The organism is Alteromonas sp. BL110 (assembly GCF_003443615.1).
Lineage (GTDB): Bacteria > Pseudomonadota > Gammaproteobacteria > Enterobacterales > Alteromonadaceae > Alteromonas.
In genome coordinates this window covers 345,373-362,052 of the sequence record NZ_CP031967.1, presented here as the reverse complement: position 1 = coordinate 362,052, position 16,680 = coordinate 345,373, and the positions used below count along the sequence as shown (strand labels likewise).

The 16,680-nt window shown below is 45.3% G+C and carries 17 protein-coding genes and 4 tRNA genes; 19 read left to right on the top strand and 2 right to left on the bottom strand.

Going from position 1 to position 16,680, the window contains the following annotated elements:
- Positions 1-133 precede the first annotated feature (133 nt).
- A complete protein-coding gene (locus D1814_RS01665) occupies positions 134-1,321 on the top strand; it encodes a flagellin N-terminal helical domain-containing protein (RefSeq protein WP_118489804.1) in 1,188 nt (395 codons plus the stop codon).
- Positions 1,322-1,355: 34 nt separating this feature from the next.
- On the opposite strand, the gene D1814_RS01660 is transcribed toward D1814_RS01665, so the two are convergent.
- Both D1814_RS01660 and D1814_RS01655 read right to left on the bottom strand, forming a co-directional pair.
- Positions 1,356-1,832: a GAF domain-containing protein gene (locus D1814_RS01660; protein ID WP_118489803.1), complete on the bottom strand. Its 477-nt coding sequence runs from the start codon at positions 1,830-1,832 to the stop codon at positions 1,356-1,358.
- Between the two features lie 98 nt (positions 1,833-1,930).
- On the bottom strand, positions 1,931-2,782 hold the full coding sequence (locus D1814_RS01655; protein WP_118489802.1) for a DUF72 domain-containing protein: 852 nt from the start codon (positions 2,780-2,782) through the stop codon (positions 1,931-1,933).
- A gap of 249 nt (positions 2,783-3,031) precedes the next feature.
- Here D1814_RS01655 and aspS point away from each other — a divergent pair, with 249 nt between their 5' ends.
- From aspS to D1814_RS01565, 18 genes are all read left to right on the top strand, one after another.
- The gene (gene aspS / locus D1814_RS01650; RefSeq protein WP_118489801.1) at positions 3,032-4,792 is read left to right on the top strand and encodes an aspartate--tRNA ligase; all 1,761 of its coding nucleotides are present in this window, start codon (positions 3,032-3,034) and stop codon (positions 4,790-4,792) included.
- 3 nt (positions 4,793-4,795) lie between these two features.
- On the top strand, positions 4,796-5,236 hold the full coding sequence (gene nudB / locus D1814_RS01645; protein WP_118489800.1) for a dihydroneopterin triphosphate diphosphatase: 441 nt from the start codon (positions 4,796-4,798) through the stop codon (positions 5,234-5,236).
- Entirely contained in the window at positions 5,236-5,754 is a 519-nt protein-coding gene (gene ruvC, locus D1814_RS01640; protein WP_025254596.1) for a crossover junction endodeoxyribonuclease RuvC, read from the top strand. Before nudB ends, ruvC begins: the two co-directional genes overlap by 1 nt.
- A gap of 36 nt (positions 5,755-5,790) precedes the next feature.
- On the top strand, positions 5,791-6,411 hold the full coding sequence (gene ruvA / locus D1814_RS01635; RefSeq protein ID WP_025254597.1) for a Holliday junction branch migration protein RuvA: 621 nt from the start codon (positions 5,791-5,793) through the stop codon (positions 6,409-6,411).
- 71 nt (positions 6,412-6,482) lie between these two features.
- On the top strand, positions 6,483-7,487 hold the full coding sequence (gene ruvB, locus D1814_RS01630; protein WP_118489799.1) for a Holliday junction branch migration DNA helicase RuvB: 1,005 nt from the start codon (positions 6,483-6,485) through the stop codon (positions 7,485-7,487).
- Between the two features lie 557 nt (positions 7,488-8,044).
- Complete coding sequence (ybgC, locus tag D1814_RS01625) at positions 8,045-8,443, top strand: tol-pal system-associated acyl-CoA thioesterase (protein ID WP_118489798.1); 399 nt, start codon at positions 8,045-8,047, stop codon at positions 8,441-8,443.
- Positions 8,433-9,122: a protein TolQ gene (gene tolQ / locus D1814_RS01620; RefSeq protein WP_025254600.1), complete on the top strand. Its 690-nt coding sequence runs from the start codon at positions 8,433-8,435 to the stop codon at positions 9,120-9,122. Before ybgC ends, tolQ begins: the two co-directional genes overlap by 11 nt.
- Before the next feature lie 29 nt (positions 9,123-9,151).
- The gene (tolR, locus tag D1814_RS01615; protein ID WP_118489797.1) at positions 9,152-9,571 is read left to right on the top strand and encodes a protein TolR; all 420 of its coding nucleotides are present in this window, start codon (positions 9,152-9,154) and stop codon (positions 9,569-9,571) included.
- Between the two features lie 7 nt (positions 9,572-9,578).
- Positions 9,579-10,463, top strand: coding sequence for a cell envelope integrity protein TolA (gene tolA / locus D1814_RS01610; RefSeq protein ID WP_118495277.1), 885 nt, complete (start codon positions 9,579-9,581; stop codon positions 10,461-10,463).
- A gap of 4 nt (positions 10,464-10,467) precedes the next feature.
- Complete coding sequence (gene tolB / locus D1814_RS01605; RefSeq protein ID WP_118489796.1) at positions 10,468-11,823, top strand: Tol-Pal system beta propeller repeat protein TolB; 1,356 nt, start codon at positions 10,468-10,470, stop codon at positions 11,821-11,823.
- Positions 11,824-11,863: 40 nt separating this feature from the next.
- Positions 11,864-12,430: a peptidoglycan-associated lipoprotein Pal gene (pal, locus tag D1814_RS01600; RefSeq protein ID WP_014948870.1), complete on the top strand. Its 567-nt coding sequence runs from the start codon at positions 11,864-11,866 to the stop codon at positions 12,428-12,430.
- The gene (ybgF, locus tag D1814_RS01595) at positions 12,430-13,230 is read left to right on the top strand and encodes a tol-pal system protein YbgF (RefSeq protein WP_118489795.1); all 801 of its coding nucleotides are present in this window, start codon (positions 12,430-12,432) and stop codon (positions 13,228-13,230) included. Before pal ends, ybgF begins: the two co-directional genes overlap by 1 nt.
- Positions 13,231-13,520: 290 nt before the next feature.
- A tRNA-Lys gene (locus D1814_RS01590) sits at positions 13,521-13,596 on the top strand.
- A 24-nt stretch (positions 13,597-13,620) separates the two neighbouring features.
- A tRNA-Lys gene (locus D1814_RS01585) sits at positions 13,621-13,696 on the top strand.
- A gap of 38 nt (positions 13,697-13,734) precedes the next feature.
- Positions 13,735-13,810, top strand: a tRNA-Lys gene (locus D1814_RS01580).
- Positions 13,811-14,052: 242 nt separating this feature from the next.
- Positions 14,053-15,108, top strand: a complete 1,056-nt coding sequence (gene nadA / locus D1814_RS01575; RefSeq protein WP_118489794.1) for a quinolinate synthase NadA — start codon at positions 14,053-14,055, stop codon at positions 15,106-15,108.
- 122 nt (positions 15,109-15,230) lie between these two features.
- Positions 15,231-15,321: transfer RNA gene (locus D1814_RS01570), tRNA-Ser, on the top strand.
- Between the two features lie 189 nt (positions 15,322-15,510).
- Complete coding sequence (locus D1814_RS01565; protein WP_118489793.1) at positions 15,511-16,680, top strand: aldo/keto reductase; 1,170 nt, start codon at positions 15,511-15,513, stop codon at positions 16,678-16,680.

Genomic DNA, 16,680 nt, shown 5'->3' with positions numbered 1-16,680 from the left:
TGAACTAACAGGGGCTAAAAGCCCCTGTTTTTATTTCTGCATTATTCTTTAGTTTATTTTTTGAACGGAAACGGTGTAAGCCACTAACATTCTACTATCTTTATATTAGGTGTTATGTATATGGTGATACACTATGTTTTTGCATACCAATGTAGCCACACAACAGGCTACAAACACCCTGTTTGGTGTAAACAAAGGCCTGAGTCGTTCCTTCGAACAACTCAGTTCAGGGCTTCGTATCAACAAAGCGAGTGATGATGCGGCGGGCCTCCAAATTTCTGAGCGTCTTAGCAGTCAAACAATCGGACTCAATCAAGCCGTCGAAAACGCTAATAGCGGGCAAGCGCTGTTACAAGTAGTTGATGGTAGCCTAAGCGAAGTCACTCGCCATTTGAATGACATTCGCACGCTGTCTATAGCTTCACAAAACGGCATCTACGGTAAAAGCGACCTAGCTTCTATAAATCAAGAAGTTCAGGCGCACCTCAACGAAATAGCACGTATTGCTGACTCTACTACTTATGCAGGTGAGAAACTTTTTGACGGTAACTTTATCCGCGATTTTGCGATAAGTGCGAACGGCAGCAGCAACATTCGCGTCGATTTAACGCAAGATGGTGATGGGATTGGTCTTGCCGGACTGGGTTTGACGGGGTTTTCAGTATCAGCGTCTGGTCAACAACCTCAAAGCTTGTCAGGGCAGAGTGTATCCGGATCGAGCGCACTAAATGCCGGCGAAGTGATACTTCAAGCGCAGGATAATCCCGGAGAAAAAAGATTGAGCGTTTCAACCGATAGCGGGTTAACGTTTGTAGAACGGGCTGTTCAGTTAGTGGAAAATCAAGGCGTTAATGCGGCGCTAATTAGCACTACGGCCAACGAAATTTTAGGGCTCAATGCAACAAGCACTAATTTGGTAACAGGCGATGTAATCCTTAATCAGGCCAATGCCGATATCCGCGTGGCTACCCCGACAGGCGAGTTTCAAATATCGTCGAGTTTGAACAGCAAAGTCGGTCAGTACGATGCGCAAAGTGCACAGCAAAATGGAAGCGCATTAGACATGGTCGATAACGCCATTGAAATTATAAGTAATTTGCGAACAGATATGGGGGCAACGTCAAACCGCTTTTCTTCAGCGCTCAAAAGTATGTCGAGCACGAGCGTAAATTTACAGCGTGCCAGTGCCCAAATAACTCAGTCGGATTTTGCTAGCGTTACTGCCCAAGAAACGCGTTTTTCTATTCTACAGAAGGCCAATATCAGTGTCTTAGCAATGGCCAATCAAATGCCACAAAATGTTCTGTTCCTGTTAAATTAAACCTACACTCGAAGTAGTGTGTGGGATGACAAACTTAATGTTCTGAAAAAATGATAATTTCCGCTGTGCGAGCATAGTTTTTTAAGCTCACTATTTCAGTATCTGTAAAGTATCTTGGTTCATCAAACAGGAGGCATAAGGTACCTAGTTCATAGCCGTCTTTATTACGTAAAATTGCACCCGCATACGCACGAATATATGGCTTGCCAGTTACCAACGGGTTATTAGCGAATACTTTGTCAGCTTTTGCATCAGGTACTATTAAATATTCCTCTTCTGCAATGGCATAAGTGCAAAAAGAGATGTTACGCGGTGTTTCTGTAGCGTCCATGCATTGACGCGACTTAAACCATTGACGGTCTTCAGCAACCAGGCTTACCAAGCAGGTTTTAGCACTAAATTCTTCCTGTACTTTTTTGGTAAGCGTATCAAGTTTTTCGCTGGGGGAGGTGTCTAATATATCTAACGATTCCAAAGCAGCCAGACGTGCTTTTTCGTATTCATGATTCATTGAGGGGGTCACGATAAAAAGTGGTTTAACACAAAAACTAATAACAGCCGTAGTTTACCTTTAAATCAGAAAAATACTATCTATTAAGCAGTTATTGTCTAAAACAAGGCGTTTTGAGCTGGCTGATTTCTAATTGAAAGATTGTCTAACCGGTGGGCTATCTCTTCAGCGTTGTACAAATCAATAAACTGTTGCGCCAGCCATGGTGCGTCTTTGTTGTCAGGGCGGTGACAAAAAAAGTACACATCTTTTCCTTCGCTTTGCCAAAGCTTCACTTTTTTCACCCAAGGCAATAAACAGCGAACGTTGTCTTCATCCACGTCATTACCCACAAAACGTACAATGGGAGTTTGACCAGTGGCGATAACGTTAACGGGAACCCGCGGCTTTTTCTGCCTGACTTCTTCCAGCATTGCACGCTTATCTATTCCCCCTGCATCTAAAGACCCGCTAAATAAAGCTCGGGTGTCCATGATGATTCTATTAACACCGTGGCGGATCAAAAGTTGGTTAAGCGCTTTTTCCTCATTACCTTTAGCGAAAAACGCCAAGTGGCGCACTTCAACTGCTACGTTTAATGTTTGGGGTAGCGCTGCTAGAAATGTATCCAGAATGGGCAATTTTTCTGGCCCGAAAGAAGCAGCGAGTTGCAGCATCACCACCCCTAACTTTTCTTTTAGTGGGCTTAACAAAGAAAGCTGTTGAGCCACCTCTTCGTCACAATGCTGTAATTGGTGAACATGAGTAATGTTCTGATGAAACTTGAAGGTAAATCTAAAATGGTCGGGCACCGAATCGCGCCATCTCGCCACGGCGTCTTCATGGGGAAGGGAGTAAAATGTGGTATTCCCCTCAACCGTATTACACTCATTAGCATACAGTGACAACCCATTATCAGACTTGGGGTAATTAGCAAACCAGGTGCTCGGCCAATGGCTGTGTTGCCACATTGGCAATCCAATATAGAGATTTCCTCGCGATATGGCTGATTTGTGTATATTTGTCATTGGGCTTTATCAAGCATTTGTTTATACTATGCGGCCTTTAAATCATTACATTATGCATGTTGTGGGTGGGCCGGTAAATTGGCCAGCAAGTTTACGCGAATTTTGGCAAAGTCTTAAGCCTCAAAAGTAAACGGTTTTGAACACCAATGCGTTGCATGCGAAGCAAGAAGAAAACATCAGGGGTCAAGGACCATGCGCACAGATTACTGTGGGAATATCGATTCATCATACATTGGACAAGAAGTTACCCTTTGCGGGTGGGTTAATAAGCGTCGCGATTTAGGCGGTGTAATTTTCATCGACTTACGCGACCGCGAAGGTATCGTACAAGTGGTGTTCGACCCAGATTTACCAGACGTGCTATCGGTAGCGAATACCTTGCGCAGTGAGTTCTGCGTTAAGTTAACGGGAAAAGTACGCGCGCGTCCTGAAGGTCAAATTAATAAAGACATGCGCACAGGTGAAATTGAAATTCTAGGTACAGGCCTTGAAGTGATCAACAAATCTGACGTACTTCCACTGGACTGGAACCAAGAAAACTCAGAAGAACAGCGCCTTCGCTATCGTTACCTAGACCTTCGCCGTCCTGTAATGAGCCAACGCTTGCAGTTTCGTGCAAAAGTAACCGGTGCTGTACGTCGTTTCCTAGAGGAAGAAGGTTTCTTAGATATTGAAACACCTATTCTTACTAAGGCAACGCCAGAAGGTGCCCGTGACTACCTAGTGCCAAGCCGCACGCACAAAGGCGAGTTCTTTGCACTTCCGCAGTCGCCACAGCTTTTCAAACAGCTTCTGATGATGTCGGGCATGGACCGCTACTATCAAATCGTTAAATGCTTCCGCGATGAAGATTTACGTGCTGATCGCCAGCCAGAATTTACCCAAATCGATATTGAGACTACGTTCTTAGACGCTGACGGCGTGATGTCTATTACCGAGCGTATGATCCGCGACTTGTTCAACAAGATGCTAGATGTTGACCTTGGCGACTTCCCGCGTATGACTTACGCAGAAGCCATGACGCGCTTTGGTAGCGACAAGCCAGACCTACGTAACCCGCTAGAGTTAACAGACGTTGCCGACCTACTTGCAAACGTTGATTTTAAAGTATTCAGCGGCCCGGCGAACGACCCGAAAGGTCGCGTTGCGGCTATCCGTGTACCTGGTGGTGCCTCGCTTTCGCGTAAGCAAATTGACGAATACACCAAGTTTGTAGGTATTTACGGTGCAAAAGGTTTAGCGTGGATTAAAGTCAACGATGCTGGTGCTGGTCTTGAAGGTCTACAGTCGCCAATTCTTAAATTCCTAACGGAAGACATTACTAACGCAATCATTGAGCGCTCTGGCGCACAAAGCGGCGATATTCTATTGTTCGGTGCAGACAGCTACACAGTAGTGACTGAAGCAATGGGCGCACTTCGTCTTAAGCTTGGTGAAGATTTTGAGCTTCTTGAAGGCGAGTGGAAGCCACTTTGGGTTGTTGACTTCCCAATGTTCGAAGAATTTGACGGTCAGCTTCACGCTATTCACCACCCGTTTACCGCGCCACGTGGTTTAACGCCAGAAGAACTTAAAGCTAACCCAGCTGAAGCCTTATCTGACGCGTACGACATGGTATTAAACGGTGTTGAATTAGGCGGTGGTTCTGTACGTATTCACAATGAAGACATGCAGTCTACGGTATTTAACATTCTTGGCATTGACGATGAAGAAGCGAAGAACAAGTTTGGCTTCTTGCTTGATGCACTTCGCTTCGGTGCGCCACCGCACGCAGGTCTTGCATTCGGTTTAGACCGTCTTGTCATGCTAATGACGGGCGCAACCTCTATTCGTGATGTAATGGCGTTTCCGAAAACTACTACAGCGGCGTGCCCGTTAACATCGGCGCCTAGCCCAGCAAATCCACAGCAGCTTGAAGAGCTCGCTATTGCTACGGTGAAAAAGCAATCGTAATTTATGGCGTATAAGAAGCCTGAATCTGCACTGGTAGTGTTGTATGACCAACACTACCGAGTGCTGCTTTTACAGCGACAAGACGACCCCACCTTTTGGCAGTCGGTAACCGGCGCGTTAGAAGAGGGGGAGTTACCCTTAGAAACGGCCTACCGTGAAGTGTGTGAAGAAATTGGTATCGATGCCAAAGCACACGGATTTGTGGTGAACGACCACGGTAAGCAAAATAAATATGTTATTCGTAGCCGCTGGCTACACCGTTATCCCCCAGGTACTGTGCACAATACAGAGCACGTATTTTCCCTTCAAATAAACAGCGATTTACCTATTGTTTTGACAGAGCATTTGCAGTTTGAATGGGTGTCGAAAGATGAAGCGTTAACGCGTTTATGGTCTCCCTCCAATAGAGAAGCGGTATCTTTGTTTGTACCGAGTGTGCCTTAATGGTTATACTGGGTATAGATCCAGGTTCTCGGATTACAGGCTACGGCATAATAGCACGCAAGCAAGGTAAGCTAGTGTATGTGGCAAGCGGATGTATTCGCGTTGGTACAACCGATTTGCCTTCTCGTCTTGCTAACATTTTTACCGGCGTTGGCGATATTATTCGCCAATATAAGCCTGAACAATTTGCTATTGAGCAAGTATTCATGGCGAAAAACCCTGACTCGGCGTTAAAGCTTGGACAAGCGAGAGGTGCAGCCATAGTAGCAGCCACTCAAGCGCAGCTTCCTGTTGCCGAATACAGTGCAAGGCAAATTAAACAATCGGTAGTTGGCAAAGGTGGCGCCGATAAAACGCAAGTTCAGCATATGGTTAAGCACCTGCTGAATTTAAGTGGTACACCGCAAGCCGATGCTGCCGATGCTTTAGCCGTCGCCTTGTGTCACGCACACACCGAACAGAGCCTGATAAACATGGCAGGACAAGCTCGCAAAACCGTACGTGGACGATTGCGCTAATCCTGCCAGAAGCTAACGCTTTTACAGAGATTATTCATGATAGGACGAATTCGCGGTACGTTGGCTGAAAAACAGCCTCCAGAAATTCTTGTAGACGTAGCTGGTGTTGGTTACGAAATTCATATGCCCATGACCAGTTTTTACCAGCTGCCAGCAGTCGGTGAGGAAGTGGTGGTATATACCCACTTTGTGGTACGTGAAGATGCCCAGCTTCTTTTCGGCTTTGCCGATAAAATGGAAAGAGGCTTATTTCGCGAGTTAATAAAAGCTAATGGTGTAGGCCCTAAACTGGGCTTAGCTATTTTATCTGGTATGTCGGCTGGGCAATTTTTGGCAAGTGTGCAGAATGAAGACGTTTCAGCATTGGTAAGTTTACCGGGTATTGGTAAGAAAACCGCAGAACGTTTAGTGGTCGAACTCAAAGACAGGCTCGCTAAGTTTGGTAAAGCGCAAAGTATTGTAATGCCGCCGCCTAGCAGTGACTTGTTATCGAATAACACTATTGTCGAAGTAAACGACGCCCGTGAAGAGGCACAAAGCGCACTTATCGCATTAGGCTATAAACCGGCACAGGCCAGTAAGCTGGTTGAAAGTGTATACACTGAAGGTATGGAAAGCGAAGCTGTAATTCGCGAAGCCTTAAAAGCCGCTATATAATGGCGCGCGTAGTGAAGTCAGCGGTCATGATGTGATGCTGTCTTCGTGTTATTCCCTAAAGTAGAGCTATCATGATTGAAGCAGACAGACTGATTACGCCTGACGCAAGTACCGAAGACGAGGTGATTGATCGTGCCATTCGCCCTAAAATGTTGGAAGACTACACAGGGCAGCCTCACGTTTGTGAGCAAATGGAAATATTTATTCAGGCGGCACGCAATCGAGATGATGCGCTCGACCATCTTCTTATTTTTGGCCCGCCAGGTTTAGGTAAAACAACCTTGGCAAATATTGTGGCTAATGAGATGGGGGTAAATATCAAAACCACGTCTGGGCCTGTGTTAGAAAAAGCCGGGGACCTTGCCGCATTGCTTACCAACCTTGAGCGCAACGATGTATTGTTCATTGATGAAATACACAGGTTGAGCCCAGTAGTAGAAGAAATCCTTTATCCGGCAATGGAAGACTACCAACTTGATATTATGATAGGGGAAGGGCCAGCTGCGCGCTCTATCAAGCTCGACCTTCCTCCTTTTACCTTAGTGGGGGCCACCACACGCGCAGGCTCATTAACATCGCCATTACGGGACCGTTTCGGGATTGTACAACGGCTGGAATTTTACAATGTAAAAGACCTCACTAGCATCGTTGCAAGAAGTGCAAGCTATCTTAATTTAGAAATGAATGAGGAAGGCGCTCAAGAAGTGGCACGTCGCTCTAGAGGTACACCGCGTATCGCTAATCGCTTACTTCGCCGTGTTCGAGATTATGCCGAGATTAAATCTGATGGTACCGTAGGCGCTGATGTCGCTGCTAAAGCCCTCGATATGCTTGATGTAGACAAAGAAGGCTTTGATTACATGGACCGCAAATTGCTTACGGCTATTATTGAAAAGTTTGATGGAGGGCCAGTAGGCTTAGACAATTTGGCCGCAGCCATTGGCGAAGAGAAAGAAACCATAGAAGACGTAATTGAACCCTTCCTTATTCAACAGGGCTTCTTACAGCGCACACCACGGGGACGTATCGTGTCGCAGCGCGCCTATCTGCACTTTGGCTTTACTCCTTCAGAATAATTCAACGCTTTGTTTAACAGGGGGTTGATTTGTATTAAAGGCCTAGCTGGATAGCTGGGCTTTTTTAGGCTTAGGCAATAGTTAAAGTTATACAGGTTTATGCTAAGTGGAAACAAATTCGGCTCGTTGTAGAACGCGGGTATAGAGCGAGCGGCTAGTGTAGGTGCTGATTACTTCGTTTGAAACAATGTCAAACTGAGGGTAAAAAAAAGCCCGCTCAGAGAGCGGGCTAAAACAACAAGTGTTGAAGGAAATAAATCCAGGGAACTCATGTCTAACAGGAGAAAAACTCTTGCATGACCGTGCTAAGCACCATCACGCTCTGTACGACTGATGCTGTGCATTATAGGGAGTGTTGAAAAAAGCACAATTGAGTAAAATTGTTGACAAAGATTAGAAAAACTAATGTGTTAAATATGTGTTTAATATTGGTTTAGTTTTGATTAATGGTTAGTCTTAACGGGGTCTGTAGGGATTTTTTGTTCTGCATTTTATCGCTTAAAATAGTAGTTCTAACTACATTTGGGATTAATTAATTTAAAGGTGAAGGAATAGTTATGCATTTACATCAGGTAAGAGTGTATTACGAAGACACCGACGCAGGCGGCATAGTCTATTATGCAAATTACCTTAAGTTTATGGAGAGGGCCCGAACCGAGTGGCTTCGCGGGCTAGGTTACGAACAAGATACGCTAATGGAACAATCCATAGCTTTTGTCGTCAAACACGTTGAAATGCATAACTATGCGCCCGCGCGGTTTAATCAGTTGTTGAGTATTGAAACTCGCGTTGTAGAATTGAAAGGCGCTAGTATGACGTTTCAACAAAATATTAAAAATGAACAAGGCGTTACCTTAGTATCTGGAAATATTAAGGTTGCCTGCGTCGATTTGGCTGTAATGAAGCCAAAAAGATTACCACGTACTTTGTTAGGGGAAATTTCGCGTGTCATCTGATCTCACTTTTATTGGCTTGTTCTTACAAGCAAGCTTTATTGTTCAACTTGTTATGCTTTTACTATTAAGCGTTTCAGTCGCGTCTTGGACATTTATATTTCAACGAAGTAAAGCACTGTCAGCTGCTCGCAATGAAATGCGTCAATTTGAAGATAAGTTCTGGTCAGGCGCTGACCTGAACCGTCTTTATCAAGAGCTGTCAGCACGAACTAACCTAACCGGTATGGGCAGCATCTTTTGTTCAGGTTTTAAAGAGTTTGTTCGCCTGCGCAAATCAAACACGGCAACTAACGGCATTGTTGACGGTACGTACCGCGCTATGCGCGTTTCTATGTCTCGCCAAGTAGAAGAACTAGAAAGTCGTCTACCTTTTTTAGCTACTGCAGGCTCTATTAGTCCTTACATTGGTCTTTTCGGAACTGTTTGGGGAATAATGAATGCCTTCATCGCGTTAGGTGAAGTACAGCAAGCTACCCTTGCAATGGTAGCGCCTGGTATTGCAGAAGCGCTTATTGCAACTGCCATTGGTCTATTCGCCGCTATTCCAGCTGTGATCGCATACAACCGCTTTAGTCACCAAGTTGAAAAGCTAGAAAATAGCTATGGCAACTTCATGGAAGAGTTCTCTGCAATTCTTCATCGCCAAGCGGTTGCTGCGCAAGCACAACAACAAGCCTAAGCGTTTACATTCCAAACGGAGGACTTGTTATGTATGTAAGAAAACGCCGCAGACCGGTATCAGAGATAAACGTTGTACCTTACATCGATGTGATGTTAGTGCTACTGATTATCTTCATGGTAACGGCGCCACTTATTTCGCAAGGGGTAAAGGTTGACCTGCCTAAAGCAAGCGCTAACCCAATCGAGCAAGAAGATAACCCACCCATTATTGCGTCGGTAGATGTTAAAGGCCGCTACTTTTTGAATGTTGGTGAAGACCAAGAATCTCCAATTAGTGAAGATGAACTGGGCGCTATTGTTAAAGCACAGTTGACCAAAGAGCCTAATACACCCGTAGTGGTTAAGGGCGATGGACAGGTGGCGTATAACGAAGTGATACAGTTGATGGTATTGTTGCAAGAAGCTGGTGTGCCTTCAGTAGGGTTAATGACGGATCCGGTTGAGTAAAATAGATATGTCGAAACCTGAAGTGTCCAACAGCACTGAGCACAAAAATGCTTCTTCGGAAGAAGGAGCGCGCGCGGGGGCGAAACAAAAAGGTAACAAGAAAGAAAGTAAATTGACGCCTGAACAACTTGGTTTATACAAGTCGTTAGGCCTGCATGCCATTATTGCAGCACTGTTACTTATTAGCGTCAGTTTCTCGCCCGAACCGCTTCCTAACGCTCCCTCTAATGCGCCAGTAATTGAAGCAACCTTTATTGATGCGCAAGCGATAGCCGACCAGAAAAAGGCCCAGGCACAAGCCGAAGCGCAGGCGCGAGCCCAAGAGCGAGAGAAACAAAGAAAAGCACAGGCGGCAGCAGAGAAAAAACGTCAACAGCAGCTAGCTGCAAAGCGAGCTCGAGAAAAGCGTGAAGCTGAAGCCGCCGAGGCGAAAAGACAAAAAGACTTAGAACGCCTTGCTGCGCAAAAGGAACAAGAGCGCAAGGAACGTGAAGCAAAAGCGAAAGCTGAAGCCGAGCGTAAGAAGAAAGAAGCGGCTGAACGTGCAGAGATGGAAAGGATCATGCAAGAGCAGTTAGCGCAAGAGCAAGCGGCTCAGCGAGAGCGTAGACGAAAGCAAGTGTTAACTGAAGTTGAGCGCTACACTGCGCTAATTCAGCAAACTATCAAGCGCAACCTATATTCTGACGACAGCTATAGCGGTAAAACTTGTCGCTTGAATATACGGCTGGCGACCACAGGATTTGTAACCAGCATTCGTGTACTTGGTGGTAACGACGCGCTATGTCGCGCCGCAGAGAGTGCAGTGCGCCGTGCAGAAAAGCTACCTGTGTCAGATGCACCCGATGTTTACGAGCAGCTAAAAGACATAACTTTAAAAGTGGAATTATAGTGGTATGAAAAAACTAGGTTTATGGATAGCGCTTATTACGATGGCCTTTAGTGTCAAAGTATTTGCATCCTTAGAAATTGTAATAACCGAAGGCGTAGATAGCGCCCGGCCAATCGGTGTTGTGCCATTTAAATGGAAAGGACAAGGCAGTATGCCAGGCGACATTTCTAAAGTGGTGATGGCTGATTTGATGCGAAGCGGTAAATTTAACCCGGTATCTGTAGATAAAATGCCACAGTATCCAGAAACCGCTGAGCAAGTGTCTTACACAGCGTGGGCAACGCTTGGTGTTGATACCGTATTAGTAGGAAGCATCGAGCCTCAAGGCGGGGACCGCTTCCTTGTATCTTATGAACTTATTGATGTGCTTAAGGGGCAAGTTGATAACGGCCAGGCTAAAGTACTTAAAGACGGCAACTTAGTATCGAGTAACAATCATGTTCTTGCTTCCCGTCAGGCGGTAATTAACGGGCGAGATTTTCGCCAGTATGCGCATCGAATTAGCGACATCGTCTATGAAAAATTAACCGGCGTTCGCGGTGCATTTTTAACGAAAATTGCTTATGTCATTGTTCGCGACCGCGATACCGTGGACAAGCCTTATCAATTAGTGATTGCAGATTATGATGGCGAGAACGAAACCCGTCTGTTGTCGTCACCTGAGCCACTTATGTCGCCGGTATGGTCCCCTGACGGCGAAAAGTTAGCTTATGTAAGCTTTGAAAACCGTAGACCACAAATATTCATTCAAGATATTTACACCAGTGAGCGTACACGCATTACTGATTTTCCTGGAATAAACAGTAGCCCTACATTTTCGCCAGATGGCAAGCAACTTGCTATGGTTTTATCGAAAGATGGAAACCCTGAACTCTATGTGATGGACTTAGCGACGAAAAATCTGCGCCGAGTTACACGCAATAGAGCGATTGATACGGAGCCTGCATGGCTACCCGATGGCAGCGGTTTAATATTTAGCTCGGAACGGGGTGGTAAACCCCAGATATATAGCGTAAATTTAAATTCTGGGAAAGTAAGGCGCGTTACCTTCGTAGGTGAGCAAAACCTTGGCGGTACGCTAACCCCTGACGGCAAGCAAATGATTATGGTCAACCAAACTAATGGGAACTATCACATTGCTAAGCAGTCTTTGGATGGTGGTTCACCTCAAGTACTGACACGGACGTACTTAGACGAATCACCAAGTGTAGCGCCGAATGGAAGCATGATTATTTACAGCACCCTTCACGAGGGGACTCAAGTACTATCACTTGTCTCTTTAGATGGGCGTTTTAAAGCTAGGTTACCAGCAGCCAATGGGCAAGTTAAATCGCCAAGTTGGTCACCATTTTTGTTCTAACAATTTAACGACTAAACAATAAAATTTAAGGATTAGTAGGATGCAAATGAATAAAGTGATGAAGAGCTTCATTATCGCATTGCCAGTAGTGACAATGATGGCATGTTCTTCAGGCCCTAGCGAAGAAGAATTGGCAGCTGAACGTAACCGTCTTGCACAAGAACAAGCGGCTGCAGAAGCTGAAGCTCGTGAAGCTGAAGCACAGCGCGTTAAAGCCGAAGCTGCTCAGCGCATGAAGCGTCAGGAAGAAATGGTTCAGCAAGAAATGGAAGCGCTAAAAAACGAACAAACTGTTTACTTTGACTTTGACCGCTCAAGCATCAAGCCAGAGTTCCAGCGTATTCTAGACAAACATGCGGCGTTCTTGGTTAAAAACCCAAGCACTAAAGTGACTATCGAAGGTCACACTGACAGCCGTGGTACACCAGAGTACAACATCGCACTTGGCGAGCGTCGTGCACAGTCTGTTGAAACTTACCTACTTAATGCTGGCGTAAGCAGCAGCCAAGTAACAGTGGTTTCATACGGTGAAGAAAAACCAGCAGTGATGGGTTCTACTGAGTATGCATTTGCTCAAAACCGTCGCGGAGTGGTTGTTTACCGCTAATGACTATTCTGGCGAATAAGACATTAAAAATGGGCGTCACGTTAAGTGCCGCCCTTGCTGTTTCTACCGCATTTGCGCAAGCGCCTGTGGTAGACGCCAATGGCGGCAGTGAGTTAGAGCAGCGTATCGTTGTGCTAGAGCGTATTGTAAAAAGCCGAACCGAAATGCAGCACAGGCTTCAAACCCAGCTAGACAACATGCAAATGGAAGTCGACCAACTACGCGGTGCGGTTGAAGTGAATACCAACGAGCTTCAAAAAGTACTTGAGCGTCAGCGTGAGCTTTACCTTGAAATAGATAAGCGCGTAGAGGCTCTTAAGCAAAGTGGTGCGCTACAGGGGAGTGCCATGCCTAGTGCAGGTGTTGACCCAGGCTCAGTAAGTTCAACGCCTTCACCAACGCCAGCACAGGCTCTAACGCCACAGGCAGGTGAAGATGAAGCGTATGAAAATGCAGTGAACCTCATTCTCAAGTCTCGTGAGTACGATAAAGCCATTCCTGCGTTTCAATCGTTCATTTCGCGCTTTCCAAACAGTGGTTACGCGCCAAATGCGCATTACTGGTTAGGCCAACTGTTGTTTAATAAGCAGCAGTGGAGTGAGGCAAGTGAGCAATTTAATATTGTAGCTAATCGCTTTACCGACTCTACTAAGCGCCCTGACGCTTTGTTGAAACTTGGTGTAATTGCCGAACGTACGGGAGACAGTGCAACGGCTCGACAGCTGTTTCAACAAGTCGTAAATGAATATCCAGATTCCTCAGCAAAACGCCTTGCTGAATCTAGATTAAATAACTTGTAATGAACAAAGCCTCTTTTAAAGAGGCTTTTTTATGAGTTAAACAAAAAAACTCCAAAATATTTCGCTTTAGCGACCTAAAATTCGTGCACCAAATTTTACTGTGCTCCGTAAAAAAGCAACTAAACTCGATTAACACTGGTATAAATACTCAGCGATTTGTTTTCATTTTGACCGTTTAGTCGTAATTTGACAGAAAAATGAAAATAAAAGGACGTTATGGGTTGCGTCGAATAAAAATCTGAGTATTATATGCCGCCGTTGCCAAGACACAGGCAACAACAGGAAAGAAAGGGTCGTTAGCTCAGTTGGTAGAGCAGTTGACTTTTAATCAATTGGTCGCTGGTTCGAATCCAGCACGACCCACCACTTTCTCTCCTAGCATCAAATGATGGGTCGTTAGCTCAGTTGGTAGAGCAGTTGACTTTTAATCAATTGGTCGCTGGTTCGAATCCAGCACGACCCACCATCATTTGAATTGCTAAACTTATCTGTGTGTCACTTGATGGGTCGTTAGCTCAGTTGGTAGAGCAGTTGACTTTTAATCAATTGGTCGCTGGTTCGAATCCAGCACGACCCACCATCAAGTCTTCTTAACGTTCAAACCACGCTACTCAAATCGCACATTCTGAAATTCAGTTTTCATTTCTCTTTGCATTGTCACTCATCTCATTTGCACTTTAATCTAGTTTACTTAACCCCATGTAGTAGAAAAGGTAAGTACAAATACGACTATTTAATTACGCTTATGTTGAATAGGTAGTATGTAATTTTTATGACAGTTGGGTATAATCCGCACCCTTGTCGCAACAGAGATGTAGGTTAATGTCAGTAGCATTTCGAGTGGAGCAGGTAGAGTACCCGTTCCCAGCAAAACCACAGCCATTATCAGAAGCACGTAAAGCTGAGTTAAAGGCAGAGATCAAAGCCTTACTTAAGGCGCGTAACGCTGTGCTTGTCGCACACTATTACACCGACCATGAAATTCAGGCGCTTGCTGAAGAAACTGGCGGTTGTGTAGCTGATTCGTTAGAAATGGCGCGATTTGGTAGAGATGTAGAAGAGCAAACATTAATTGTTGCTGGCGTTCGTTTTATGGGTGAAACGGCGAAAATTCTTAGCCCAGAAAAGACCGTGCTAATGCCTACCCTTGAAGCGACCTGTTCCCTTGATATCGGTTGCCCGGTAAAAGAGTTCAGCGAGTTTTGTGATCAGCACCCTGACCACACTGTTGTGGTTTACGCAAATACTTCGGCGGCTGTGAAAGCGCGCGCTGATTGGGTAGTGACGTCAAGCATCGCGCTGGAAATTGTTGAGCACTTAGACAGCCAGGGCAAAAAGATCATTTGGGGCCCTGACAGACACCTAGGCTCTTACATTGCTAAGCAAACCGGTGCTGACATGTTGATGTGGCAGGGCGAGTGTATTGTTCACGATGAGTTCTCTGCGCAGAAGCTTGCTGATATGAAAGCGCTGTACCCGAATGCGGCAGTTTTGGTTCACCCTGAATCACCCGCAAGCGTGGTAGAGATGGCCGATGCGGTTGGTTCAACCAGTCAGTTGATAAAAGCCTCGCAAACCATGGATAACGACACCTTTATTGTTGCTACCGATAAAGGCATCTTTTACAAGATGCAACAACTTACTCCAGAGAAGACGTTTATAGAGGCTCCAACGGGCGGTAACGGCGCTACGTGTAAAAGCTGTGCTCACTGTCCTTGGATGGCAATGAACGGCTTAGAAGCGATTAAGGCGTCTTTAACGGGCGAAAGTGATGGCCATGAAATCTTTGTTGATGATGAATTGCGTAAAGGTGCACTTATTCCCCTAGACCGCATGCTTAACTTCTCAGCCGAGTTAAAAGCGAAAGGCGGACTATAAGCGCACGTTTTATAAGCACTTGTTGAATAATTTCCAGCAAGTTCTTGATTAAGCGCGCGGCTTTACCTACTATACGCGCGCTCAAGGGTTTTCGTAGTTGAAATCTTCTTGATACAAAATTTGGAGAGATGGCTGAGTGGCTGAAGGCGCACGCCTGGAAAGTGTGTATACGTTTATAGCGTATCGAGGGTTCGAATCCCTCTCTCTCCGCCAAATACAAAGAACCGGCTTTAGGCCGGTTTTTTTGTGCCATAAAAATTATGGTTTAAGTAGTAATAAAGAGTGTTGTTAATATAAGTCGCCAGCTAACACTCTCAATTCGTGATCTTCCGCTTTCTGTTCTAGGTATCTCTACTACGTAGTATTCGCAATTCTCTATTGTTTTCTACGGAGCACATTTCCATGGTATCTCGAAGGAGTTTCATCAAAGCTGGGGCTGCACTAGGCCTCACATCAGCAGTAAGTTCTAACGCACTCGCAGACAAGCTTAAAATCAAAGCGTCATCTGGTGAGGTTATGCCGACCAGAGGGCTCTACAATAGTCACGAAATGTTACCCGTAAACAGGCCTGGGGACAGTAAAAGGTACCGCCCTCTATCGCGTATGGGGCTGGGAGGCTTGGCCGCTGGCAATGGTTTCAATACCATATCGCCAGATGAGGAAATTTTAAGTATGCTTCACGCAGCTTGGGATTCAGGTATACGTTACTTCGATACCTCACCGTTTTATGGTTTAAGTTTAAGTGAACGCAGATTTGGTGACTTATTACGTAACAAAAGTCGCGACGATTATGTCCTATCCTCTAAAGTTGGTCGTTTACTTACGCCTTCTTCAGAGCCTCTAAAGAAAAAGTGGCATTGGGCAGACCATTCCCCCTTTCACTACAAATATGACTATACAGCGTCAGGTACACGACGTTCAGTAGAAGACACCTTACATCGTATTGGAGTGTCGTCTTTAGACATAGTCTATATCCACGATCTTTCTCCGCAAAACAGCGATATGGGCGAGGACTGGGTAAAGTATTACGATGAAGCCGTTAAAGGCGCAATGCCTGAGCTTTCAAAAATGCGTGACGAAGGCATCATAAAAGCTTGGGGGTTCGGTATAAATACACCTGAGGCTGTTTATAAATCGCTTGAAGACTCTGACCCTGACATATTTTTACTCGCACTGCAGTATTCATTGCTCGATCATGAAAATGCGTTAGAGAAAACCTTTCCTATGATAGAAAAGCGCGATATGTCGGTGGTAGTGGGCGCACCGCTTAATGGTGGCTACTTGGCTGGACGCGATAGATTTAATTACGACAGCGCAATACCTGAAAAAATGAAGCAAAAATATGCTGCAATTAGCAATATTGCTTATAAATATGGTATCGACATGAAGACAGCGGCGTTACAGTTCGCAGAAGCGCCAGAAGTTGTTTCAGCAATAATTCCTGGTGCAAGAACCGAAGAGCAAATACACGAAAATGTAGCTGCAATGAAGGTTAAAGTACCCAACGACTTTTGGAGTGAGCTTAAAAGCGAAGGGCTTATTGCCCAAGCAGCGCCAGTCCCCAATGCTTAA

Excerpts from the sequence above, each read along its gene's own strand:
- D1814_RS01665 (WP_118489804.1), top strand. The coding sequence starts at position 134 with ATGTTTTTGCATACCAATGTAGCCACACAACAGGCTACAAACACCCTG.
- D1814_RS01660 (WP_118489803.1), bottom strand. The coding sequence starts at position 1,832 with ATGAATCATGAATACGAAAAAGCACGTCTGGCTGCTTTGGAATCGTTA.
- D1814_RS01655 (WP_118489802.1), bottom strand. The coding sequence starts at position 2,782 with ATGTGGCAACACAGCCATTGGCCGAGCACCTGGTTTGCTAATTACCCC.
- aspS (WP_118489801.1), top strand. The coding sequence starts at position 3,032 with ATGCGCACAGATTACTGTGGGAATATCGATTCATCATACATTGGACAA.
- nudB (WP_118489800.1), top strand. The coding sequence starts at position 4,796 with ATGGCGTATAAGAAGCCTGAATCTGCACTGGTAGTGTTGTATGACCAA.
- ruvC (WP_025254596.1), top strand. The coding sequence starts at position 5,236 with ATGGTTATACTGGGTATAGATCCAGGTTCTCGGATTACAGGCTACGGC.
- ruvA (WP_025254597.1), top strand. The coding sequence starts at position 5,791 with ATGATAGGACGAATTCGCGGTACGTTGGCTGAAAAACAGCCTCCAGAA.
- ruvB (WP_118489799.1), top strand. The coding sequence starts at position 6,483 with ATGATTGAAGCAGACAGACTGATTACGCCTGACGCAAGTACCGAAGAC.
- ybgC (WP_118489798.1), top strand. The coding sequence starts at position 8,045 with ATGCATTTACATCAGGTAAGAGTGTATTACGAAGACACCGACGCAGGC.
- tolR (WP_118489797.1), top strand. The coding sequence starts at position 9,152 with ATGTATGTAAGAAAACGCCGCAGACCGGTATCAGAGATAAACGTTGTA.
- tolA (WP_118495277.1), top strand. The coding sequence starts at position 9,579 with ATGTCGAAACCTGAAGTGTCCAACAGCACTGAGCACAAAAATGCTTCT.
- tolB (WP_118489796.1), top strand. The coding sequence starts at position 10,468 with ATGAAAAAACTAGGTTTATGGATAGCGCTTATTACGATGGCCTTTAGT.
- pal (WP_014948870.1), top strand. The coding sequence starts at position 11,864 with ATGCAAATGAATAAAGTGATGAAGAGCTTCATTATCGCATTGCCAGTA.
- ybgF (WP_118489795.1), top strand. The coding sequence starts at position 12,430 with ATGACTATTCTGGCGAATAAGACATTAAAAATGGGCGTCACGTTAAGT.
- nadA (WP_118489794.1), top strand. The coding sequence starts at position 14,053 with ATGTCAGTAGCATTTCGAGTGGAGCAGGTAGAGTACCCGTTCCCAGCA.
- D1814_RS01565 (WP_118489793.1), top strand. The coding sequence starts at position 15,511 with ATGGTATCTCGAAGGAGTTTCATCAAAGCTGGGGCTGCACTAGGCCTC.